The 23,596-nt window shown below is 63.3% G+C and carries 17 protein-coding genes, 1 other RNA gene and 4 pseudogenes; 12 read left to right on the top strand and 10 right to left on the bottom strand.

Annotated elements, in window-relative coordinates; genetic code table 11:
- The first annotated feature begins 18 nt into the window (after positions 1–18).
- Complete coding sequence (locus ACCQ00_RS01270) at positions 19–2,103, top strand: S9 family peptidase (RefSeq protein ID WP_039574705.1); 2,085 nt, start codon at positions 19–21, stop codon at positions 2,101–2,103.
- 229 nt (positions 2,104–2,332) lie between these two features.
- Here the strand turns inward: ACCQ00_RS01270 and ACCQ00_RS01265 are convergent, their stop codons facing one another.
- Positions 2,333–3,493, bottom strand: coding sequence for a putative peptide maturation dehydrogenase (locus ACCQ00_RS01265; RefSeq protein ID WP_039583688.1), 1,161 nt, complete (start codon positions 3,491–3,493; stop codon positions 2,333–2,335).
- A gap of 160 nt (positions 3,494–3,653) precedes the next feature.
- Here ACCQ00_RS01265 and ACCQ00_RS01260 point away from each other — a divergent pair.
- The 5 genes and pseudogenes from ACCQ00_RS01260 to ACCQ00_RS01240 all read left to right on the top strand — a co-directional run.
- A pseudogene (locus ACCQ00_RS01260) lies at positions 3,654–3,755 on the top strand (NHLP-related RiPP peptide); the annotation flags it as partial.
- Between the two features lie 56 nt (positions 3,756–3,811).
- Positions 3,812–4,603: pseudogene (locus ACCQ00_RS01255) on the top strand (IS5-like element ISXfu1 family transposase); the annotation flags it as partial.
- Between the two features lie 69 nt (positions 4,604–4,672).
- Positions 4,673–5,760 (top strand): IS3-like element ISXac2 family transposase gene (locus ACCQ00_RS01250; RefSeq protein ID WP_099770635.1). Its coding sequence is split into 2 segments (ribosomal slippage): positions 4,673–4,925 and positions 4,925–5,760, totalling 1,089 coding nucleotides; the frame shifts between segments, so codons are not numbered across the junction.
- Between the two features lie 39 nt (positions 5,761–5,799).
- Positions 5,800–5,994 (top strand): annotated as a pseudogene (locus tag ACCQ00_RS01245) (transposase); the annotation flags it as partial.
- A 111-nt stretch (positions 5,995–6,105) separates the two neighbouring features.
- Positions 6,106–6,318 (top strand): annotated as a pseudogene (locus tag ACCQ00_RS01240) (NHLP-related RiPP peptide); the annotation flags it as partial.
- A gap of 27 nt (positions 6,319–6,345) precedes the next feature.
- Here ACCQ00_RS01240 and ACCQ00_RS01235 read toward each other — a convergent pair.
- From ACCQ00_RS01235 to aceB, 4 genes are all read right to left on the bottom strand, one after another.
- Positions 6,346–8,859, bottom strand: a complete 2,514-nt coding sequence (locus tag ACCQ00_RS01235) for a putative peptide modification system cyclase (protein WP_039570208.1) — start codon at positions 8,857–8,859, stop codon at positions 6,346–6,348.
- A gap of 3 nt (positions 8,860–8,862) precedes the next feature.
- Positions 8,863–9,921: a GGDEF domain-containing protein gene (locus tag ACCQ00_RS01230; RefSeq protein WP_017156445.1), complete on the bottom strand. Its 1,059-nt coding sequence runs from the start codon at positions 9,919–9,921 to the stop codon at positions 8,863–8,865.
- Between the two features lie 295 nt (positions 9,922–10,216).
- On the bottom strand, positions 10,217–11,512 hold the full coding sequence (gene aceA / locus ACCQ00_RS01225) for an isocitrate lyase (protein ID WP_039583425.1): 1,296 nt from the start codon (positions 11,510–11,512) through the stop codon (positions 10,217–10,219).
- A 159-nt stretch (positions 11,513–11,671) separates the two neighbouring features.
- Complete coding sequence (gene aceB, locus ACCQ00_RS01220; protein ID WP_039570207.1) at positions 11,672–13,288, bottom strand: malate synthase A; 1,617 nt, start codon at positions 13,286–13,288, stop codon at positions 11,672–11,674.
- Between the two features lie 118 nt (positions 13,289–13,406).
- Between aceB and ACCQ00_RS01215 the strand changes: the two genes are divergently transcribed.
- The 5 genes from ACCQ00_RS01215 (at position 13,407) to ACCQ00_RS01195 (ending at position 17,413) form a co-directional block, all read left to right on the top strand.
- Positions 13,407–14,363 carry a LysR family transcriptional regulator gene (locus ACCQ00_RS01215; RefSeq protein ID WP_039583424.1) on the top strand — a complete coding sequence of 319 codons (957 nt, stop codon included), beginning with the start codon at positions 13,407–13,409 and terminating at the stop codon, positions 14,361–14,363.
- A 360-nt stretch (positions 14,364–14,723) separates the two neighbouring features.
- Complete coding sequence (locus tag ACCQ00_RS01210; protein ID WP_039588047.1) at positions 14,724–15,983, top strand: cation:proton antiporter; 1,260 nt, start codon at positions 14,724–14,726, stop codon at positions 15,981–15,983.
- Between the two features lie 147 nt (positions 15,984–16,130).
- Positions 16,131–16,859: a helix-turn-helix domain-containing protein gene (locus tag ACCQ00_RS01205; protein WP_039570205.1), complete on the top strand. Its 729-nt coding sequence runs from the start codon at positions 16,131–16,133 to the stop codon at positions 16,857–16,859.
- Positions 16,860–16,927: 68 nt separating this feature from the next.
- On the top strand, positions 16,928–17,275 hold the full coding sequence (locus ACCQ00_RS01200; RefSeq protein ID WP_039570204.1) for a VOC family protein: 348 nt from the start codon (positions 16,928–16,930) through the stop codon (positions 17,273–17,275).
- Between the two features lie 62 nt (positions 17,276–17,337).
- Positions 17,338–17,413, top strand: a non-coding RNA gene (locus ACCQ00_RS01195) — sX9 sRNA.
- 34 nt (positions 17,414–17,447) lie between these two features.
- Here the strand turns inward: ACCQ00_RS01195 and ACCQ00_RS01190 are convergent.
- Together ACCQ00_RS01190 and ACCQ00_RS01185 are read right to left on the bottom strand one after the other, a co-directional pair.
- Entirely contained in the window at positions 17,448–18,080 is a 633-nt protein-coding gene (locus ACCQ00_RS01190; RefSeq protein WP_039570203.1) for a TetR/AcrR family transcriptional regulator, read from the bottom strand.
- A 9-nt stretch (positions 18,081–18,089) separates the two neighbouring features.
- A complete protein-coding gene (locus tag ACCQ00_RS01185) occupies positions 18,090–18,314 on the bottom strand; it encodes a hypothetical protein (protein ID WP_039570201.1) in 225 nt (74 codons plus the stop codon).
- Here ACCQ00_RS01185 and ACCQ00_RS01180 point away from each other — a divergent pair.
- Positions 18,313–19,368, top strand: a complete 1,056-nt coding sequence (locus ACCQ00_RS01180; protein WP_017156436.1) for an MBL fold metallo-hydrolase — start codon at positions 18,313–18,315, stop codon at positions 19,366–19,368. The two genes, ACCQ00_RS01185 and ACCQ00_RS01180, sit on opposite strands and share 2 nt — an antisense overlap.
- A gap of 426 nt (positions 19,369–19,794) precedes the next feature.
- Here the strand turns inward: ACCQ00_RS01180 and dcp are convergent, their stop codons facing one another.
- From dcp to ACCQ00_RS01165, 3 genes are all read right to left on the bottom strand, one after another.
- The gene (dcp, locus tag ACCQ00_RS01175) at positions 19,795–21,963 is read right to left on the bottom strand and encodes a peptidyl-dipeptidase Dcp (protein WP_007974956.1); all 2,169 of its coding nucleotides are present in this window, start codon (positions 21,961–21,963) and stop codon (positions 19,795–19,797) included.
- A gap of 108 nt (positions 21,964–22,071) precedes the next feature.
- Positions 22,072–23,088: an isoaspartyl peptidase/L-asparaginase family protein gene (locus ACCQ00_RS01170; protein WP_039570199.1), complete on the bottom strand. Its 1,017-nt coding sequence runs from the start codon at positions 23,086–23,088 to the stop codon at positions 22,072–22,074.
- Positions 23,089–23,192: 104 nt separating this feature from the next.
- Positions 23,193–23,453: a DUF6869 domain-containing protein gene (locus ACCQ00_RS01165; RefSeq protein WP_369908164.1), complete on the bottom strand. Its 261-nt coding sequence runs from the start codon at positions 23,451–23,453 to the stop codon at positions 23,193–23,195.
- Positions 23,454–23,596: the final 143 nt, after the last annotated feature.

Genomic DNA, 23,596 nt, shown 5'->3' with positions numbered 1-23,596 from the left:
CTTGCCACCGGAGTGCCCATGCAACGCCTGCTTCTTGTTTCCAGCATGCTGCTCGCGCTGTCTGCGTGCAGCGACAAACCTGCGCCCGCTGCCGAGAAAGCGGCAGCACCTGCACCGGCTGCCACAGCGCCCGCGGCGCCGCCTGCGCTGATTACCCGCGATGCGCTGTTCGGCAATCCCGAGCGGGCCACTGTCAGCATCAGCCCGGACGGCAAGTACCTCAGCTGGGTGGCGCCGCTGGAGGGCGTGCTCAATGTCTGGGTTGCGCCGGTGGATGCGCCCGACCAGGCGCGCGCAATCACCAAGGACACCGCACGCGGCATTCGCAATTACTTCTGGACCTATCAACCCAATACCTTGCTGTACCTGCGCGACAACGGCGGCGATGAAGATTTCCACCTGTTCTCGGTCGATCTGGCCGACGGCAGCAGCAAGGATCTCACCCCGTTCAAGAAGACCAATGCCGAGGTGTATCGGGTCAGCGCGCAGCATCCCGAATCGATCATGGTCGGCATGAACGACCGCGACGCCAAGTGGCACGACCTGTATCGCGTGGACCTGGCCTCCGGCAAGCGCACGCTGGTACAGAAGAACACCGACAGCCTGGATGCGTACCTGCTCGATGGCGATTACCAGCTGCGCTACGCCACGCGCGCCACCGACGATGCCGGCAGGGAGTTGCTGGTGCCCGATGGCAACCGCTGGAAGAGCGTGGACCGCATTCCGTTCGAGGACGTCAGCAACACGGCGCCGGAAGGCCTGACCGAGGATGGCAAGACGCTGTACATGCAGGATTCGCGCAACCGCGATACCGCAGCGCTGTATGCCATCGACACGGCCAGCAATACACGCACGCTGCTGTTCGAAAGCCCGCGCGCCGACGTCGGCGCCACCTTGAACGATCCCAAGACCGGGGCGGTGCAGGCGGTGTCCACCGACTACCTGCGCGAAGAATGGAAGCCGCTGGACAACGGCATTGCCGCGGATCTGCAGAAACTCAAATCCCTGGGCGACGGCGATGCCAGCGTGGCCGCGCGCACGCTCGATGATCGCATCTGGATCGTGGGCTATTCCGCGGCGGAAACCCCGCTCACCTACTACCGCTACGATCGCGCCGATGGCGGCAAGCTGACCAAGCTGTTCTCCGCGCGGCCGGCACTGGAGGGCAAGCCGCTGGTGCCGATGTGGCCACAGGAGCTGACCGCACGCGACGGCCTCAAGCTGATCAGCTACCTCACCCTGCCGGCCGAAGCCGATGCCAACCACGACGGCAAGGCCGACAAGCCGGTGCCGTTGGTGCTGTTCGTGCACGGCGGCCCGTGGGCGCGCGACAGCTATGGCTACGGGCCGTACGAGCAATGGTTGGCCAACCGCGGCTATGCGGTGTTGTCGGTGAACTTCCGTGGCTCCACCGGCTTCGGCAAGGCGTTCACCAACGCCGGCAATGGCGAGTGGGCCGGCAAGATGCACGACGACCTGCTCGATGCGGTGCAATGGGCGGTCAAGCAAGGGGTCACCAAGCCCGAGGATGTCGCCATCATGGGCGGCAGCTACGGCGGCTATGCCACGCTGGTCGGCATGACCTTCACCCCGGATGCCTTCAAATGCGGCGTGGATATCGTGGGCCCGGCCAATCTCAACACCTTGCTCGGCACCGTGCCGCCGTACTGGGCCAGCTTCTACAAGCAGCTGACCCGGCGCATGGGCGACCCCGCCACCGAAGCCGGCAAGCAGTGGCTGACCGACCGTTCTCCGCTGACCCATGTCGACAAGATCAGCAAGCCGCTGTTGATCGGCCAGGGCGCCAACGACCCGCGCGTCAAACAGGCCGAAAGCGACCAGATCGTCAACGCGATGAAGGCCAAGAACATTCCGGTCACCTATGTGCTGTTTCCCGATGAAGGCCACGGCTTCCGCCGCCCGGAAAACAGCAAGGCCTTCAACGCAGTGACCGAAAGCTTCCTGAGCCAATGCCTGGGCGGCCGCGTGCAACCGATCGGTGCGGATCTGGAAGGCTCCAGCATCACCGTCCCGGAAGGCGCGGACAAGATCAACGGCCTGAGCGAGGCCTTGAAGACGCATACGCAGGCGATTCGGAAGTAAGCCTGCGCGGCACTTGCTTTAGCCGGGACACGAAGGCCGACGGCACTCTGCCGTCAGCCTTCGCAGGTGCTACGCAACACCGGAGCGCTGCTCGGATTGTCAGCAAGCGGCGCCAGATATCGGCGGGTAAACCGGGTGTATCAAGGGCAGCTACCAATACGTCGACGGCACACGCTCGGACATAGCGAGAAAGCGAGCAGACTGGCCTCACGCGATTGTCCGATACGTCTCAAGTCGCTGCGGACCAAATCGCACCCACAGGATCCAGCTCTGCCGTCACCATGGTCGTGGCGCGCCAGCCAAAGCCGCATACGGCGAGAACGCCTTGCGAAGTCGGGTCCAACCCAAGCGCGCGCTCGAGATGTTTTTCGTTCACCGCACCGGTGATAAACGCCCCCAAACCGAGGTCGGTTGCCGCCAGATACAGCGTCTGCGACAAGTGCCCGGCTTCCAACGCAACCACGCGATACCCTTTGGCATGCTGCCTGTATTTCCAGAAGGTTCGATCAAAGCGCGGCACCAAGGCAACCAGCACATGCGCGTCTGCGAACCAGTGTTGCTGTCCTACAGCCTGCATGACGAAGTCATCGGAGCACTCAAGACCTGACATACGCTCTAAGGCGTGACTATCTGCACGATAGTGGTAGACGCCAGATTCCAGATCTTGGACGTTCCTCACCAAAATGTAGGCCTCGATAGGATGCAAGCCACCACCGGAGGGCACACTCTTTTTGAGAAAAACCAGGTCATCGCCCACCTTTACCTTGGCATGAGCAGCGAACACCCGCTGCAACACGTGGGCGAACGTCGGTAGAGGAACGGGTCTGCTCTGATCGAAATTACGACAAGTGACACGCCGTCCCAGCAGGTCGTCGAAATCGTTTGCGACCATGGGCGGCAGGCCGATGAGTGTTCGATGGTCATTTGCCGGCAACACTTCCGGGGGCGCAGGCCCCAAGACACGCCGCATTGCAACCGCTGTATCGGTGCCAGAATCCCGGGTGTTCTTGACCGCATCTACCCCATCCCATCGCGTAAATGCGTGCAGCACCGCGGCAAGCGGATGCCAGTGCGAGGCCCTCAGACGCGAATCGGCTTGGGCAAACCTGCTGCCTTGCGTTTGCTCCTCCAGCACCAGGCCCTGCGCGATCAAGCCGTCAAGCGCTTCACTGTCGTATGGCAAGCGAGTCCTCCCGTGCGAGGGACTAAGCTCACCCAGCAACGCCCGCTGAGTTTCTGACACGGCCACCGGGGCATCGAGATGCGGCGCGAGCGCAAACCACTGCATCGAATGGTCCAGCCCATTGCCGCCTCGTAGAAGACTGTCCAATGTGTAAGACACGGTCTCACGTGGCTCCAGCACGACAATTGCGCAACGCTTGACCAGCATCATCTTCTCCAGCGATCTGAGGTAACCGTGTGCAGATATTTCTGCTCCAGGGATAACGCCCCGCCGCTGCCTAACTTGAGCCAATGCGTGATACCGCTCAAGCCAGCTCCCTTAGAGCCGCTATGTGTTACTTCATCCCACTGAAGTGCCAGCGATGCCAATACTGAAGCTTGAACCTGCTGTTGCAAGCAACCTGATCGATCTACTGTCTACCGACGATGCCTTCCGTGCATTATTCGTCTCAGACACGTTAGGGAAACTCTGAACAATCCGTCCTGATCTGCCACAATCGATCATCGACCCGAGTAGACGATTTCGATGCAGCTGACCTTCGGCGACGCGGAGTACGACGGCAAGCGCAAGCGGACGCGGCGTGAGGTGTTTTTGGCCGAGATGGAGCAGGTCGTGCCGTGGAAGGAGCTGCTGGGGCTGATCGAGCCGCACTATCCGAAGTCGGGGCAACCGGGACGACAGCCGTATCGGCTGGAGACGATGCTGCGCATCCACTTTTTGCAGCAGTGGTATGCATTGAGCGATCCATCGGCGGAAGAAGCCTTGTACGACACGGTGTCGATGCGCCGTTTCGCCAAGATCGGCGGGCTGGATGAGGTGCCGGACGAGACGACGATTCTCAACTTTCGCCATCTGCTGGAGCAGCACGATTTGGCGCGCAAGCTGTTCAATCGGGTGAACGCGCATCTGTCGCGCAAGGGTCAGAGCCTGCGCGGCGGGACGATTGTGGATGCCACGATTATCTCTGCGCCCAGTTCGACCAAGAACAAGGACGGTGAGCGCGATCCGGAGATGCGCCAGACCAAGAAGGGCAACCAATACTTCTTCGGGATGAAGGCGCACATTGGAGTGGATGATGAATCCGGCCTAGTGCACCACGTGGAATGCACGGCAGCCAACGTGGCGGACATCACGCAAGCGCACAAGCTGCTGCATGGCAAGGAAGACACGGTGTGTGGGGACAGCGGCTACACCGGGCTTGAGAAGCGCGATGAGATCAAGGGCAAGCGCAAGCTACGCTACCTGATCGCGGAGAAGCCCTCGAAGCTGAAGCAGATCAAGAACAAGCGCGAACTGAAGTTGGCCAAGCGCTGGGAGGGTAATCCCCCCGCCCATTAGCAGACGCCAGAAGTGGAATTTTCTCGTATCCTTTCTCGAGGAGGTTCCATGAAGAAGTCCCGCTTTACCGACAGCCAGATCATCGCCGTGCTCAAGCAGGCCCAGGCCGGTGCGCCCGTGCCGGAGCTGTGCCGCGAGCACGGCATCAGCTCGGCCACGTTCTACAAGTGGCGCAGCAAGTTCGGCGGCATGGACGTGTCCATGGTCGCGCGCATGAAGGAGCTGGAGGAGGAGAACCGCCGGCTCAAGAAGATGTACGCCGAGGCGCAGCTCAGTACCGACCTGCTGAAGGAAGCGCTCGCAAAAAAATGGTGAGGCCATCTCAGCGACGCGAGATGGCCCAATCGGCAGTCACGAGCGGGCGTACGAACATCCGCCACGCCTGCCAGGCCTTCGCGGTGAGCCAGACCTGCTTCCGCTACCAGGCCAAGGCCAGCGAGCAGAACGCCCGGATCGCCGACTGGCTGGTCCGCCTGACGACCGCCCATCGCGACTGGGGCTTTGGCCTGTGCTACCTGTACCTGCGCAACGTGAAGGGCTTTGGCTGGAATCACAAGCGGGTCTACCGGATCTACCGCGAGCTGGAGTTGAACCTGCGGATCAAGCCGAGGAAGCGGCTGGTGCGTGAGCGGCCCGAGCCTCTGGCGGTGCCGGAGGCTATCAACCAGGTCTGGTCGATGGACTTCATGCACGACCAGTTGGCCGACGGCCGCAGCTTCCGGCTGTTCAATGTGCTCGACGACTTCAATCGCGAGGGGCTGGGGATCGAGGTGGATCTGTCGCTGCCGTCAGCCCGTGTGATCCGATCGCTGGAGCAGATCATCGAGTGGCGCGGCAAGCCCGCCGTGATCCGCTGCGACAACGGCCCTGAATACATCAGTGGCGCGTTGCTGTCCTGGGCGCAGCGGCATGGTATCCGGGTCGAGCACATCCAGCCGGGCAAGCCACAGCAGAACGCCTACGTTGAACGCTACAACCGCACCATCCGCTACGCCTGGCTCGCCCAAACCCTGTTCGACACCATCGACCAGGTGCAGGACAAAGCCACCCGCTGGCTATGGACGTACAACCACGAGCGTCCGAATATGGCGCTCGGCGGCATCACGCCTGCCATGAAGTTGGCGATGGCCGCTTAGCTCCACTTCTGGCGACCGCTAGAAGTGGGGGGATTACCGGAGCACACCAAGGCCAGCCTGCGTGCGAAGGTGGAACATCCGTTTCGGGTGATCAAGCGCCAGTTTGGCTATGCCAAGGTGCGCTATCGCGGCCTGGTCAAAAACACCGCGCAGGTGCTGACGCTCTTTGCGCTGTCGAACCTGTGGCTGAAGCGGAAGCAGTTGATGCCTGCCGTTGGGAAGTTGTGCCTGTAATGGGGAGAATGCCCCGAGAATGCGCTGGAAACAGCGAAAAACCGAAGGTGTGAGCGTAGTCAGCGCTACCGATGCGGGTCGACGCATCCTCTGGCCGCATTGATCAGACCATCCTTAGAGGCACTACGACAGGTTGGGCACATCGCCGCACCTGGCGACGACATCGAGGCATTCGTTCGCGATTGCGCATGCAATATCCAGTTGGCAGATAAGGATGTAATCGCAGGTGCGCGTGAGCAGATCAACACCATGCTGACGTCTGGGACCTCACACATCGTCCCTCAGCTGGATGCCGGTTACAACGGCGATAGGACGCTCAAATAAAGGACAGCTTTTTAGCCCGCTGCAGGTTTACCCCTGCGCCTCTGCTATCCACGAATCTTCTGCTGTTCTCAGATCTACCAGATTGAGCGGCTGCAGACAGTATCCGCATTCGATCTCCGCGTAAGCCAAACCTCGATGCTGGCGGATCCAGTCGTGTTGAATCCGCGCATCTGCGTTACGCTGTCCGAGTCGGGCAGCGCGCATTGCGGTTGCCCTTGTCTGAAATCGCGACATCGAATCCAGATAGGGACTGAGCATGCGGAATGCATCGTCTGGCCGCTGCTCGGCCAATAGAATTTCCGCATCGACAACCGCACCCAGTTCCACCACCAAGCGGTTGGCGTAGGCCAGTGGCGCCACCTTGACCTGCTGCCGGACCTTAGCGGCACCTTGGGTATCGCCGGCGCGGGCCATGATGAGCGCGGCAGCCAATGCGGTGGACAGGTTGTCGATCCTATCGATTGGGACATCTGCCCCTAAATCCCGCAATGCCAACCTTGCGCCCTCTTCGGCGACCTCCGCGGCCTTTGGTCGCTGCCCGGAGGCAAGCAACGCAGTCGCTAGCGGGACGTAATAGTTGATCCGATCAGTTCCTCTCCTGTTCAATCCTGCGCTCAGTCCGACTTGGGCATGCGCGACCGCCGCGTGCAGATCCCCTTCATCAAGAGCGATAGTGGTTCGCGTGATGTCGGCATGGAAATTCGTCTTGTCGACTCGAGCAAGCGCGTCGCGTGCGCCCGAGTAGTCACGCTTCGCAGCCGCGACAGCAGCCTGACGCAGCAGCGCGCCATTCCATCCTGATCCGACCGCCTTTCTCACTGCCTGATCGGCTTGGTCGTATTGACCAAGAGCCAGCAAGATACGCCCATACATATCGAGCGATACGCTGGAAAGATCGTACTTCCCCTGCGCCGAAGCACGCGCGTACGGCAGAGCGTCAGCGAACCGATTAGCGACGAACAAATCCATCGCTGCGTTCGCCTGGGCAGGTGCATAGTCGGGATACAACTCCGCCATCTGTATCCAGGAATCGGCCGCCTGCGCTGGATCGAGAATCTGCACGCCCCAGCTTTTTACGTAAAGCGCCTCGCGCGGGGGGAGCCTGGACTTGAATTGCTCAGCAACTCTGAGCGTTTCGGTCGCCTTCTTGTAATCGACATTGGCAAAATGGGCGCGCACTTGACCAAGCCAGGCCAGCGCAAAGTGCGGATCGATATCGACTGCTTTCTGGAAGAAATCCAAAGCAGCACCGTATTTCCCTTCCGAGTATCGTTGTTGTCCTAGTGCATAAGCGCGCAACGCATCGAGACTAGATGTGGTGACATCCGGCAAGGCAGGACTGTTTTGTCGAATACTGTCACGGTTTTCGCCGAGCTGCGTCCTCAGTTCGCCCGTCACTGTATCAACAGCAGAAAGAATCGACGGATTTGAGCCGAATGCGGTACTTACAGCAACAGTCTGCTGAGTTTTCGGGTCGACCACCTCCACGACGAAACGTGTGCGCCCCCCAACGTAACCCACAGAAGGAAGTAACACCGCTCTGGCACCGGTGCGTAATGCGACATCCGACGCGTTCTTGCGGTCCAGCGGATCTTTGGCGGGATCTTTGCGCATCAGTGCTAACAGTTTCAGTGTTCTGTCTTCACTGAGAACGTTGACGTATCGCGACTGCTCCAGGCTGATCCGAAATGCCTGATCGAGTGCTCCGTCCAGCATCACGTCATTGGTGAGATTGCGGACCGTCCCGACAACCACCCAGTCGCGTTCTGCAAACGCGAGCGCTGGTTGCGGCCGTGCAAAGAACCAGATTGCCAAACCGATCCCCAGCACCACCCCCACCTCAGCCACCAACGCGGCCGGCCTGCGCCACAGCGGCACATCGCGCCAGGCCTTTGCCGAATTCTTCGGCATGCGCAGGGGAGTCAGGCCGACTTCGCCGACCTCGTAGATCTCCATCGCGGTGGGCATGCCCTTGAAGCGCCAGCGCCCGTGCGATTTCCACAACAACCGGTCGGCGCGGTTGCCGAGTTCGCGCGCGGCGCGATGGGTCAACGACTCGGCCACCGCCGAGAGCAACATCTGCCCGGGCCGGGCCATCGACATCAGGCGAGCGGCGGTAGGCTTGGCGAGGCCTTCGACTTCCAGCGGCTTGGCGCCGATGCTGATCGCTTCGTCGCTGTTGCGCCAGGTCAGCACTTCGCCCACATGCAGGCCCTGGCGTGCGCGCAGCGTGAGCGCATGCGCATCGCCCATCGTCTTGAGCCCACGCGCGTAATCCAGCGCGAAACCCAGGCCATCGATGGGGCGATCGAACAACAGCAGCAGCCCGTCGGAACGATCGATCAGGCGGCCGCGCCAGTGCTGCTGCAGCTTGACCACCAGGCGGTCGTGCTCGCGGAACAAGGCAGCCGCCGCGTTGTCACCGATACGCTCGACCAGCGCGGTCGAATCGCAGAGATCGGTCAACAGCAAGGTGCGCAGCCGCGGCGCCTGGATCGCTTCCGACGACGCGTCCTTGCGTGCGTGGGTGCGGCTGCTCATCGTTCAGCGGTGACCGGTTGCAGGCGGCTGATCCAGGGCCAGCGTCTCCTGCATGCACAGCACATTGCCGCCCTGCCGCTTGGCCTCGTACAAGGCGCTGTCGGCGAGCGTGTACCAGTCGTTCCAGGCCGCGTCCGCATCGATCATGCACGAGCCTACGCTGACCGAGCAGCCTTGCTCGCCCTGGCCGTTGCACAACCGCGCTTCCACCGCGCGCACGATGCATTCGCCGATGTGGTGCACCAACTCGCTGGTGCCTTGTGCGACGAGCACGCAGAATTCATCGCCGCCGAGACGGCAGGCCAGGTCGCCTTCTGCGATCACCGAACGCAGGGCATGCGCCACGTTCTGCAGCACGCGGTCGCCTGCCAGATGACCGAACTCGTCGTTGATGCGCTTGAAACGGTCGCAGTCGATCAGGATCAGGCCCACGCCCGGTACATGGCCGGCACGCCGGCATTCCTGCAGGTGCAACGCCAGCCCGCGCCGGTTGTGCAGGCCGGTGAGCTCGTCGGTCCGGCTCAGTTCTTCGGTGTGGTTGAGCTGGTGCGAGGTGACGTAGAGGTTATCCAGCGCCGCTTCCAGATCGTGGTTGCGGCGGCGCAACTGGCGGATCAGCAACTGTTCGTTGTTGACCACCCGCACGATGGAGCGGCGCAGGAAGTGCGCCACCATCGAGGGATCCTGGTCGACCAGGCGCTGGAAATCCTCGTGTGCCAGCTCGATCAGACGGCTGTCGGTGGAGGCGCTGGCACCGGCGCTGCGCGCGTGATCGCCGATCAGCAGGCCGAGCTCGCCGAAGAACTCGCCCGGGCCCAGATGCTTGAGCATCAGGTCCTCGCCGAAATCCAGGTCGATCTGGCCGCTGACGACGATGTACATCTGCGTGCCCACCGCACCGCGCTCGAACAGCGACTGGCCCGCGGACACCTCGCGCGAACGACCGAAACGGGCGAAAAACCCCAGTTCCTCGGCGGTCATCAGCGCATGCAGCCCGTCGGGGACCGTTTTGGCAACGTTCCCCGTTGGCTCGAGTGCGCCTGCGGTGTTGTGGCAAGTCATCGGTTTTCCCTTAGGCCAGCCTGCAACATTAGCCTATCGACAAATCCTACAGGACCCCTTTGTTCAGTACCAGATCACATTATTTCTCATGAAGAAAGAGACGAATTGACGGGTATCGGGCGAAAAAAAGGGCTCGGTTTCCCGAGCCCTCCCCCTCCCAGGGTGGCGCAATGTGGCGCCTGCTGAATCTGTCCTCGACGTCCGTTGCGGCAGAGGCAGCTGCATCAACCCGGCGCCCGCGGGCTGCCACAATGCAAAGCGTCATGTACCACCGGCATTGCGGTACTGCCAGCCATCAGGCCGCCTTGTCGCTGTGGAATTGCTCTTCTTCGGTGGAGCCACGCAATGCGGTGGTGGACGATTGCCCCTGCTGGATCGCCTGCGTCACTGCATCGAAATAGCCGGTGCCTACTTCGCGCTGATGCTTGACTGCGCTAAATCCCTTCTCCGCCGCCTCGAACTCGGCCTGCTGCAATTCGACGAATGCACTCATCTGCCGGCGCGCGTAGCCGTGCGCCAGGTGGAACATGCCGTAATTCAAAGCGTGGAAGCCGGCCAGGGTGATGAACTGGAACTTGTAGCCATAGCTCGCCAGTTCGGTCTGGAACTTGGCGATGGTGGCATCGTCCAGATTCTTCTTCCAATTGAAACTCGGCGAGCAGTTGTAGGCCAGCAGTTTGCCGGGGAACCGGGCATGGATGGCCTGCGCAAACGCACGCGCAAATTCCAGGTCCGGCTTGCCGGTTTCGCACCAGATCAGATCTGCGTACGGGGCATACGCCAAGCCGCGGCTGATGGCCTGGTCCAGGCCATTGCGGGTCTTGAAGAAGCCTTCGACCGTGCGCTGCCCGGTGGTGAACGGTTGGTCATTGGCATCCACATCGCTGGTGATCAGGTCGGCGGCTTCGGCGTCGGTGCGGGCAATCAGCACCGTCGGCACGCCCAGCACATCGGCGGCCAGGCGCGCGGCATTCAATTTTTCGATCGCCTCACGCGTGGGCACCAGCACCTTGCCGCCCATATGGCCGCATTTCTTGACCGACGCCAGTTGGTCTTCGAAGTGAACGCCAGCCGCGCCGGCTTCGATCATCGCCTTCATCAGTTCGAAGGCGTTGAGCACGCCACCGAAACCGGCTTCGGCATCGGCCACGATCGGCTGCAGGAAGTCGATGGCATCGTTGCCTTCGGCATGATGCAGCTGGTCGGCGCGCAGCAAGGTGTTGTTGATACGATTGACCACCGCCGGCACCGAATCGGCCGGGTAGAGCGATTGGTCCGGATACATCTGCCCGGCCAGATTGGCATCGGCGGCAACCTGCCAGCCGCTCAGGTAGATCGCCTTCAACCCGGCCTTGACCTGCTGCATGGCCTGGTTGCCGGTCAGCGCGCCCAGCGCATTGACGAACGGCGTGGCATGCAATGAGGTCCACAATTTTTCTGCACCCAACCGCGCCAGCGAATGCTCGACATGCACGGTGCCGCGCAGGCGCACCACATCGGCAGCGCTGTAATTGCGGATGATGCCGCTCCAGCGCGGGTTGTTGGACCAGTCCCGCTGCAGTTGTTCGGCGCTTTGCAGTGTAGTGCTCATCTTGCGTTCTCCTGAGAGGTACGGCGGATGGAACGAGGAAAAATGGCAGGCGTGCGGCATGGCAAGGCCGTCGTTGCGCATGCGTGCGCAACGGGCGGTGTTGTGCGTTGAAGTGGAAACTGCGGAACGCCGGTGGCGAGGCGTCGCCGCAGGGTGAGATCAATCGATCAGGCGGTACGCCGGGACAGTGAGGAAGTCCGCCAGTTCGTCGGCGCCGCTCAACTCCTCCAGCAAGGCGATCGCTTCATCGATCCGTGCAGCGCCGGGCAGCGCGGTGGCGGTTCCCAACCGTGCGGGCAGCGCGCGCAAGGTCGCCTGCAGCAGGTGGTGATCGATGGCGGTGCCATCATCCAGGTGCTGGCCGTGATGCAGCCATTGCCACAGCTGCGCGCGGCTGATCTCGGCCGTGGCGGCGTCTTCCATCAGGTGGTGGATCGGTACGCAGCCATTGCCGTCCAACCACGCCGCCAGATAGCGCACGCACACTTCGACATTACCTTCGAACCCAGCGCGGGTGACATTGCCCGGCGAGGGCGCGATCAGCATGTCGCGCGTCACCTGCACGTCGTTGCGCAATACATGCTGCTGGTGCGCGGTGGGCATGTGTTCGTCGAACAGTTTCATCGCCACCGGAATCAGCGCCGGATGTGCCACCCAGGTGCCATCGTGGCCGGCGGTCACTTCGCGCAACTTGTCGGCACGCACGCGGGCCATGGCCTGTTCGTTGGCCGCTTCATCGTGGTTGATCGGAATCTGCGCGGCCATGCCGCCCATTGCATGCGCGCCGCGGCGGTGGCAGGTCTTGATCAACAGCTCCGAATAGGCCTTCAGAAATGGCTGGGTCATGGTGACCTGGCCACGTTCGGGCAGCACGCGGTCGCGGTGCGCACGAAAGGTTTTCAGGTAGGAAAAAATATAGTCCCAACGCCCGCAGTTCAGGCCCACGATGCGCTCGCGCAGCGCGTAGAGGATTTCGTCCATCTCGAACACCGCCGGCAGCGTTTCGATCAGCACGGTGACCTTGATCTGCGCATGCGGCAGGCCCAGCATCGCTTCGATATGCGCCAGCGCGGTGTCCCACAGTGCGGCTTCTTCCATGCTCTGCAGCTTGGGCAGATACAGGTACGGGCCACGGTCCTTGGCCAGCAACGCGCGGCCGTTGTGGAAGGCAAACAGCGCCGCATCGAACAGGCCGCCGGCCAGCGGCTGGCCGTCGATCAGCACGTGCTTTTCGTCCAGGTGCCAGCCGCGCGGGCGCACGATCAGCACGGCACGTTCGGCCTCCGGGCGCAGGGCGTAGTGCTTGCCGTTGGGCGCATCGAAGCTGAGGTCACCGCGCACCGCCGCAGCCAGGGTGCGCTGGCCGGCCAGCAGGTTGCGCCAGGTCGGCGCGGTGGAGTCTTCGAAGTCGGCCATGAACACCTTGGCGCCGGAGTTCAGCGCGTTGATGACCATCTTCGGGTCGGTCGGGCCAGTGATTTCGACGCGCCGGTCCTGCAGCGCCGCCGGCAGGGGGGCCACGCGCCAATCGCCGGCACGGATGGCCTGGGTATCGGTCCGAAAGTCTGGCAGCTGACCGGCATCGAAGGCGGCCTGGCGCTGGCGCCGCTGGGCCAGGCGCTGTTGGCGGCCGGGCTCGATCGCCCGGTGCAGCGAGACCAGCAGGGCCAGCGCGGCGGCCGGCAGCAGCTCTGCCTGGCTGGCGATCTGAGTGGTCAACGAAATGCCGGGCGTGGCGTGGTCGGTGGGACGGGGAGCAAACGCGATGGCAGCCATGTGGGGGTCCTTGTGCATCCGGACCTGCACCGTGCGCCCGATGCAACTATTTGACAAAGCAGTTTTATCAATGCTGTAAATAAGCCTGACTTATATTAGACCAGCGCAGCGCAACCGCATGGCGCCAACCCCCCGATTTTCCTACAAATCCGATCGACTCAAGCCGCTGCGCGCGTTCTGCCAGACGGTGCGTCTGGGTTCTGTCTCACGTGCGGCTGAGGCGCTGTATGTCAGCCAACCGGCGGTGACCTTGCAGTTGCAGGCACTGGAGCGCGATCTGGGCGTGCCGCTGTTCGAACGCTCCGGGCGACGCATGGCACCCAGCCGCGAGGGCCAGTTGCTGTACGACATGGCGCAGCCACTGGTGGAAAGCCTGGATGGGCTGGAAGCGGGCTTTCGCGAAAAGGTACGCGGGCTGGATGCCGGCGAGCTCAATATCGCTGCCAACAGCTCCACCATCCTGTACCTGCTGCCGCGCATCGTGGCCAACTTCCGCGCGCGCCATCCGGACGTGCGGCTGACCCTGCACAACGCCATCAGCGCCGATGGCACCGACCTGCTGCGCGAAGATGCGGTGGATCTGGCGGTCGGCTCGATGCTGGACGTGCCGGCCGACCTCAACTACGCGCCGGTCTACCGTTTCGAGCAATTGCTGATCACCCCGCCCGATCATCCATTGGCCGGCAAGGCCGAGGTCGCGTTGCAGGATCTGTCGCCATATCCATTGATCCTGCCGCCGCGCCGGCAGGTGACCTACCGCCTGGTCGATCTGGTCTTTCAGCAAGCGCGCGTGCCCTACACCGTGGCACTGGAAGTGGGCGGCTGGGAGGTGATCAAGCAATACGTGGCGATGGGCATGGGTATTTCCATCGTCACCGCGATCTGCCTCACCGACGCCGACCGCGACAAGCTGGCCACGCGCTCGCTGAAGGATTTTTTCCCGACCCGCAGCTACGGCGTGGTGGTGCGCAAGGGCAAGTATCTGTCGCCGCAAGCACGTGCGTTTATCGAGCTGATCCAGCCGGATCTGTTCACTCCGCGCGGCTATGACGAGAGCGGCGCTTCGGAGCGTTGAGTCGTTCGCTATGGCCCGGCGTTATCGCCCGGCATCGCGGCAATGCGGGCACGCATCGCGCCATCGATCACGCGCACCCGCCGGAAGACGCTCGGTCAAGCGCGCAGAATGTGTGTGCCATGCAGCAATGCGAGCGAACGCGACAAGATGCTGTTACCTGCATCGGACCATCTATTCCGCACGTCAGGACGCTTTGCGTGCGTGCGTTGATCGCCCACCTGATCGCAGCGCGTCGCCACGCATAAACTTAAGCGCCGGAGCAAGCCGCGCATCGTCGCGTCGTCGGTTGGGGGGAATGACTGGCCGATGACCTGCAGGACGCGAAGGCTGGGCCGACTCAACCACTGGAATGCTGACGCGATGAATCCGACCACGTTGTTGCTGGTGCAGTTGGTAGTGATCCTGGGCGCTGCGCGCCTGTGCGGTGCGGTGTTGCAACGCATTGGGCAGCCACCGGTCATCGGCGAAATGGCGGCAGGGTTGTTGCTCGGCCCGATCGCCTTCGGTGCCTGGCTGCCCGAGCTGCACACGGCGTTGTTCGCCGCCAACAGCCTGCCGCCGCTGTCCGGCCTGGCCACGATGGGCGTGGTGCTTTTCATGTTCGTGGTCGGCGCGGAATTGCGGGCGCCGGAAGGCACCAAGGCGCAAGTGCGCGCCTCGATCCTGGTGGGCGTGTCCGGCATCGTGTTGCCGCTGCTGCTCGGGCTGGCTGCCGCACCGTGGCTGTTTCCGCGCTTCGCACCGCCCGGCATCGGCTTCTGGCCGTTCGCGCTGTTCATCGCCGCGGCGATGTCGGTGACGGCATTTCCGGTGCTGGCGCGCATCCTCAAGGACCGCAACATGACCCGCACCCCGGCCGGCCGCCTGGCGCTGGGCGCGGCCGTGATCGACGATGCCACGGTCTGGATCTTCCTGGCGATCGTGCTGACCCTGACCGGCAACAACGCGCATGGCGGCGTCGCGTTTACGGCCATCGGTGCGTTGGTCCTGATCGCCGCCGTGTTCGGTGTGCTCAAGCCTGCCTATGCGCGCCTGCTGCGCTCCCGCGCGCATGACGGCCGGTATGCACCGAGCGCGCTGGTATGGGTCTTGATCGGTCTGCTGGCGTGCGCTGCGCTGGCCGAGTGGATCGGGCTGCATGCGATCTTTGGCGCCTTCCTGTTCGGTATTTGCCTTCCGCGCGATGACCGCCTGCTGGAGCATCTGGCCGGGCGTATCGAACCGCTGGCCATCACCTTGCTGATGCCGGTGCTGTTTGCGGTTGCCGGTCAAGCCACCAGCCCTGGCGCGTTCGCCGGCGCCGGCCTGAGCGGACTTGTGCTGGTGATCGGCGTGGCGGTAAGCGGCAAGTTGCTCGGCTGCACGCTGGGCGCGCGCCTGAGTGGCCATCAATGGCGCGACAGTCTCACTGTCGGCTCGCTGATGAACGCACGCGGGCTGATGGAGTTGGTGGTGATCAAGATCGGCTTGGATAGCGGTGTGATCGGGCCGGACCTGTTTACGCTGTTGTTCGGCATGACGCTGGTGACCACGGTGATGGCCTCGCCGATGGTGGCCTGGTTCCAGCGCAAACGGCACGCAGCCGCCGATGCGCTGGCCGCAAGCAACTCGCCTCGATGATGAGGGCGCGATGCTGCTGCAGTGCCGCGATAGGCCGGATATCGTGCATGCAACGGAGCTGGGGCCGAGCGCACGGTGTTGAATCACCGCACGCTCCACGTTGCGGCACTGCACACACCCGCATCCGCTTCCAGGCAGGGCGCCATCATGTCCAACCCAGCTGAGCCGTGTTATGCCGAAAGCGCGGCACCGCCTGCATTGCGCGCGCAGCTGCAGTGCACTTGGCAATTTCGCCAGGGCAGTCACACGCCGCAACCGGTGCTGGTGTTGCCCGATGGCAGCGTCGATCTGATCTGGAATGGCAGCGAAGTATTCGTTGCCGGGCCGGATCGCACTGCCAATCCCGCACTGGTGGCAGCAGGCACGACGCTGACCGGCGTCCGTCTGGCGGCGGGCGTGGCGGCCGGTCTGCTGCAGCTGCCCTTACACGCCATTGCCGACCAACGCGTCGCGCTGGAAACGCTGTGGGGCGTGCAGGGCCGCACGTGGCAGCATCGCCTGGAAGACGGCGCCGACCCGTTACAGATATTGCAGACACTGTGCCAACAGCACGCCGCAGCGCGCGATCGGCAGATGGCGTGGCTGTTCGAACAACTCACCGTCGGCACGCCGACACGGCTAAGCGCGTTGACCGAGGCATTGGGCATCAGCGAGCGCTCGCTGCGCCGCCGCTGCCAGGACGCATTCGGCTACGGCAGCAAGACGCTGGAGCGCGTCCTGCGCCTGCAGCGCTTTCTGCGGATCGTGCGAAGGCACCGCAACTTGACCGAGGCCGCGCTGCACGCCGGCTACGGCGATGCGCCGCATCTGGTGCGCGATGCACGCCAACTGACCGGTCTGAGCCCGCGCGCACTGGTGCAGCAGCACGCCCGCTGACTTGGCCGTTTTCGCCAAGCCAGCGGCCTGCGCTATCTGCATGCTGTGCACTCGCTCAGGAGCACGCCATGACCGACACCACGCAACACCGCATCGATTACCTGGAATTTGCCGTCGACTCGATCGCCGTCGCCAAAGCTTTTTATGGCCAGGCCTTCGGCTGGACATTTCAGGACTACGGCCCGGACTACTGCGAATTCCGCGACGGCCGCCTGAGCGGCGGTTTCTTCCATGGCACGCCGCAACCGGGTGGCGCGCTGGTGGTGCTCGCCTCCGATGATCTGGCCCACAGCCAGGCGCGTATCGAAGCGGCAGGTGGACGCATCACCCAAGCGGTGTTCGCATTTCCGGGCGGGCGCCGTTTTCACTTTGCCGACCCGCACGGGTATGCCTTGGCGGTGTGGTCCAAAGATTAAGCGCAGCGACCGAAACGCCTACGCGCACCGCCTGGCGGGCGCGGTCGGCGCGCGGAATCGGCAGGTACCACTCGTGCACTGCTGTTCCGCGCGCGCTGTCGGCGCCCACCTGAAGACTGTTCGCAATGCTTGTTGGCCAATCAAAGAGCACAAGTGAGCGTGCCGCCCGCGCTCACTTGCGCGCGTACAGCCCCAAAAACATCGCCACCGCCGATTCGGCCACCTGCGTCTGTTGCTGCGGCGACAGCGGCGGCTGGCCCATGGTGATCTGCGGCCAGAACGCAAAGCCCTTCACCAGCGCCTGCAACTGCTGCGCGGCGAATTCCGGCTCCACCCCTGCCAGCCGGCCGTCGGCCAGTGCGGCACGCAGCCAGGTGGTGGTGCCCTCTTCCTTGCTGCCCAGCTGCGACAACAATTCGCGCGCGCGCGCCGGCGAGTGAATGCCTTCGGCGATGGCCACGCGCGACAGATCGATAAACGCCGGGTCGTCCAACAACCGCAGTTTCTGTTGCAGCAGCGCGATCAACTGCAGGTGCAGCGGTTGATCGGGCCGATACGCCAGATTCACCGCCTCGGCGCTGCGCTGCCACAGCCCGCGCAAAATCTCGCCGAACAAGGCGTCCTTGCTTGGGAAGTGGTTATAGACCGTGCGTTTGGAAACGCCGGCGGTGGCGGCCACGCGGTCCATGCTGGTCGCTTCGAAGCCGTGCTGCCGGAACTCGGCAATGGCGGCCTCGACGATGGCGTTGCGCTTGCGGTCGGTCAGGCGCTGGGGTGTGGTCGGTGAGGAAGACAAGGTCGACATCCGGTAATTTTACACCCGGTAGTTTACTTTCACGCAGATAAAACTACACTGTGTAGTGTAATCACTCTGGTGCTGCTGGCCCGCCGCTGTCATCTCGCCGCAGTTGGTCTGTAGGAACCTGCCTGTGCAACCGTCCATGCCGATCCTGACGCCAGTTGCACCCAGTGCTTGTTGCATCGCCGTTGCCTGATTGCTCGTCCTTTTGCTTTCCCACGTCTTGCTCGGACTTCCCATGGCCTCCCCACGTCCTTCCCCGTATGCCGATTCGCCACAGTTTCGCGCTGGCCGCTTCCGTAATGCGATGCCGTTGCCGACCACCGTCATGACCCTGCGCGAACAGCTCGGCCTGATGTGGGCCATGGTGTTCGGCAAGCCGCGCACCACGGTGCCCGCCGCGCCCTTGCCGGTGCAGCCGCTGACGCGCGCGCAACTGCTGGCCGCGCCGGATCGCAGCCTGTACCGGCTGGGCCATTCCACACTGCTGATGAAGCTGGCGGGCGGGCTGTGGCTGACCGACCCGGTGTTTTCCAAACGCGCCTCGCCGGTGCCGTTCGCCGGGCCCAAGCGCTTCCACGCCCCGCCGATTGCGCTGGACGCACTGCCGCCGCTGGCTGGGGTGATCCTGTCGCATGACCACTACGACCATCTCGACCGCGCCACCATCCGCGCGCTGGCCGACCGAGTCGGCGTGTTTGTGGTCCCGTTGGGCGTGGGCGACCTGCTGGTGCGCTGGGGCGTGGATCCGGCCAAGGTGCGGCAGCTGGATTGGTGGGAGTCGATCCGCGTTGCCGGCCTGCAGCTGACATCCACCCCGTCGCAACATTTTTCCGGCCGCGGGCTGTTCGACAACGGGCGCGCGCTGTGGTGTTCCTGGGTGATCCAGGCAGGCGACCTGCGCCTGTTTTTCAGCGGCGACGGCGGTTATGGCCCGCACTTCAAGACCATCGGTGAGCAGCTCGGGCCGTTCGATGTGGCATTGATCGAAAACGGCGCCTACGATCAGATGTGGCCGCACGTGCACATGCAGCCGGAGCAGAGCCTGCAGGCGTTCATCGACGTCGGCGGCCGTAGCCTGCTGCCGATCCACAACGGCACCTTCGACCTGGCCTTGCACGCGTGGCAGGAGCCGCTGGACCGGATCGTGGCGCTGGCCGACTCCGCTGGTGTCGCACTGATCACCCCGTGCATGGGCGAGCGCGTGGACCTGAATGCCCCTGGCAACCGCGTGCGTTGGTGGCGGCAGGACGCTGCGGCCACCGCATCGGATGGGTTGGTGGCAACGCCGTAAGCGGCGGGCGACGGGCGGGCGTGGGTTGCGGGTGTGACTACGCCATCGTGCTTGTGATGCTTGTCGGCATCCTGATGACTGCGTGCACCGCGTGAGGCAAACATCGGCGATGTCAGTCTGTTTGACATCGCGAGTGCCATTGCCACGCGTCTGGATCTGCGTGTCTCGATCTGCGTGTCTCGATCTTCGCGTCTGGCACTACAGCGGCAGGCAGTCGGAGACGACTGGCACGTTCTGGCATGTCCCTGCGCACGGTGCGTTGAAGACCTGAATGCTGATCCTGAAAGTGGCAGCACCATCGTGTAGCGCGTCACATCCGCATAAACAAAGACGGGATGGCCGTGGCCATCCCGTCTTTGTTTGCTAGTCGCATTGGCCAGGCATGCATGCCTGCGCATGCAAACATCGCCTACGCACGCACGTCGCTCACTCGGTCAACCCGCGGTTTTCCAGCAACGCCTTGACGCTGGGATCCTTGCCGCGGAAATCGCGGTACAGCGTGGCCAGGTCGACGGTGTTGCCGCGCGAGAGGATCTTGGCGCGGAAGGTGTCGCCGTTCTTGCGGGTCAGGCCGCCATTTTCCTTGAACCATTCGAACGCATCGTCGTCGAGCACTTCCGACCAGAAGTACGCGTAGTACCCGGCCGAATAACCGCCGCCCCAGATGTGGTCGAAATAGCTGCTGCGGTAGCGTGGCGGCACTTCGGCCAGATCCACCTTGAAGCGCTTCAAGGCGTCGGCTTCGAACTTGCTCACATCCTGCAACGGCGCATCGGCCGGCTGGGTGTGCCAGGCCAGATCCAGCAGCGCGGCCGACAGGTATTCGGTGGTGGCGTAGCCGCTGTTGAAGGTCTTGGCCTTCTTGATCTTTTCCACCAGCTCGGCCGGCATTGCAGCGCCGGTCTGGTAGTGCTTGGCGTAGTTGGCGAAGACCTTCGGATCGGACGCCCAGTGCTCGTTGAACTGCGAGGGGAATTCCACGAAGTCGCGCGAGGTGCTGGTACCGGCAATCGAGGGGTACTTCACCTTGGAGAACATGCCATGCAGCGCATGACCGAACTCATGGAACAGCGTGGTGACGTCGTCAAAGCTCAGCAACGCCGGCTGGCCGGCGGCCGGCTTGGTGAAGTTGCACACGTTGTAGACCACCGGCTTGGCGCCGGTCAGGCCGTCCTGCTCGACGAACACGTCCATCCACGCGCCACCGGACTTGCTGTCGCGCTTGAAGTAGTCGGTGTAGAACAGCGCCATCGAGGTGCCGTCGGCATCGAACACCTCGTACACCTTCATATCGGCGTGATAGGTCGGGATGTCGGTGCGCTGCTTGAACGTGATGCCGTATAGCTGCGTGGCGGCGTAGAACACGCCGTTCTGCAGCACGTTGTCCAGTTCGAAATACGGCTTGATCTGGGATTCGTCCAGGTCGTACTTGGCCTTGCGCACCTGCTCGGCGTAGACGTCCCAATCGGAGGCGGCGAGTTTGAAGCCGCCTTTCTGCGCGTCGATGACCTTCTGCATCTCGGCCGCTTCGCGGCGTGCCTTGGCAGTGGCAGCCGGCACGGTGTCGGTCAGCAGCTTGAGCGCGGCATCCGGCGTCTTGGCCATCTGGTCGCCCAGGCTGTAGGCGGCGTAGTTGTCGAAGCCGAGCAACTTGGCCTTTTGCGCGCGCAGCTGCGCCAGCCGCTGGATGGTCTGGCGGGTATCGTTGGCATCGCCCTTTTCCGCGCGCGTTTCAGAGGCCTTCAATACCTCGGCACGCAGCTCGCGATTTTTCAGCGACGCCAACACCGGCTGCTGGGTGGTGTTCTGCAGGGTGAGCAGATACTTGCCATCGAGCTTGCGGGCCTTGGCGGCATCGGCCGCGGCGGCGATATCGCCTTCGCTCAGGCCATCGAGCTTGGCCTTGTCGTCCACCACCACCGCGCCGGCAGCCGAGGCGGCGACCAGGCGGGTATGGAACTGCGTGGAGAGGGTGGTTTCTTCCACGTTGAGCTTGCGCAGGCTGTCCTTGTCGGCATCGGACAACTGCGCGCCGGCGCGTACCAGCTCTTCGTAGTCGCGCTCGACCAGACGCTTCTGCTCCGGATCCAGATTCAGCGTGTCGCGCTGGTCGTAAATGGTTTTGACGCGTGCGAACAGTTTGGGGTCGAGATTGATCTCGTCCTGATGCGCGGCCAGCTTGGGCGCGATCTCTTCCTGGATCTTCTGGCGTGCGTCGCTGGTATCGGCCTGCACCAGCCCGAAGAAGATGCGCGACACGCGCGTGAGCGTTTCGCCGCCGCGCTCCATCGCTTCGATGGTGTTGTCGAAGGTCGGCGCTTCCGGGTTATCGGCGATCTTGCGGATGTCGGCCAGATGCTGGCGCATGCCTTCTTCGAACGCCGGCAGGTAATCGGCGTCCTGGATCTTGTCGAACGGCGGCGCCTGGAACGGCAACGTGCTGGCGGTCAGCAAGGGGTTGGATGCAGCATCCGCGGCCGGGGCCGGGGCAGTTTTCTCGGGCACGGTGGTGGACTCCTGGCCAGACGACTCTTTTCCAGAACAAGCAGCCAGTGCCAGGGTGATGGCAGCGGCCAGAACGACGGTACGCGACATGGTGTGTGATTCCTGAGTGGGTAGTGCAGCCAGGCACGCTAGCGGGTTTCGCGACCGCTGGCATGTGCCGTTGGATTGGGTGGAAGGCCGCGGTTGGGGATGGCGGCGTTACAACGTCTCGTCCTTGAAAATCGCCACATGCGCGGTGCCGTCGGCGCCGATCCAGCCGCGGTACATGCCCTCGGTATTGAATGGAAACGCCAGGTTGCCCTGTGCATCCAGCGCGATGGCGCCGCCGTCCCCGCCGGCCTTCGGGATCTGCTGGTCGATCACGGTCTCGGCGGCCTGCTGCAGCGATTGCCCGGCGTATTTCATGCGCGCACAGATGTCGTAGGCAGCGACGGCGCGGATGTAGAACTCGCCCCAGCCGGTGCCGGACACCGCGCATTGGCTGTTGGCATAGGTGCCGGCCCCGATGATCGGCGCATCGCCGACCCGGCCATAGCGCTTGTTGGTCATGCCGCCGGTGGAGGTACCGGCAGCCAGATGGCCGTCGCGGTCCAGCGCCAGCGCGCCGACGGTGCCGAAATGCTTGGCGGTCTCCAGATCCAGCTCGGCCTGCGCCTGGCGGTCGCCGGCCTCGGCCTTGAGCGCTTTCTGCAGCTGCTGCCAGCGCTTGTCGGTGCGGAAATAGCCCGGGTCCACCAGGGTGATGCCCTGCTCGCGCGCGAACGCTTCAGCGCCGTCGCCGACCAGCATCACGTGCTTGGAGCGGTCCATCACGCTGCGTGCCAGCAGGATCGGGTTCTTGACCGTGTGCACGCCGGCAATCGCACCGGCCTTGCCGCTGGCGCCATCCATGATGGCCGCATCCAGTTCGTTCTTGCCGTCATGGGTGAACACCGCACCGCGGCCCGCGTTGAACTGCGGCGCATCCTCCAGCACGGTGATGGTGGCGGCCACTGCATCCACTGCACTGCCACCGCGGTTCAACACCGCGTGCCCGGCGCGCAGTGCGCGTTGCATCGCCTCGCGCGCCTGGGCTTGTTCGTCGGCCGAGAGGCTGGATTTCTCCACGCCCGCACCGCCGTGGATCACCAGCATCGGTGTGGCTGCGAGCGCCGGGCCGGCGATAAGCACGAAGGATAGCGACAGACACAATGCGCGTGCGGATGAAGCGATCATGATGCTTCCTTACTGCAAGTCTAGGGTGAGCCGATGTTGCCGGACATGGCGGCCAGCGTCAGCTGTTTGGCAAAGTGGACTGGACAAGAGCAACCCGTCACGCGTTACCAAGTGGCGCCTCTTGCTGCCTCTACGCGCATCCACACCTCTGGTGTTCCGCTCTTCCATACGCCACCAAGTAAGTGACGAAATCCCGGGTTACGCCGTGCCTCCAGCTCAATTCGCTCAATATAGCGAAGCCCCGAATCCTGGATTAGATCTTCAAGTGGCCCAGCTGCGAGCACGCCTATCACAGAACTGGGAGGATTCTTGGCCAGGATTGCGAGAATCGCGGCCCAAGATTCCTCACTGCCTGGCGCATCCATGAATCTTTCAACCGCCCACCAAAGCGGGTGGTTTTCGTTTACGCGCGAGCCATCTTGCTGACAGGCGATGTATGCCGATGCCCAGGCTTCAATGTCCATAAGCCCTCTATCGCGCTTTACGTAGGTCGGGAGTTCCTGAGCAA

The organism is Xanthomonas sp. NCPPB 3761 (assembly GCF_041475705.2).
Lineage (GTDB): Bacteria > Pseudomonadota > Gammaproteobacteria > Xanthomonadales > Xanthomonadaceae > Xanthomonas > Xanthomonas phaseoli.
Note: the sequence above shows the minus strand (reverse complement) of the source record. Positions and strands in the feature narration are given on the sequence as shown.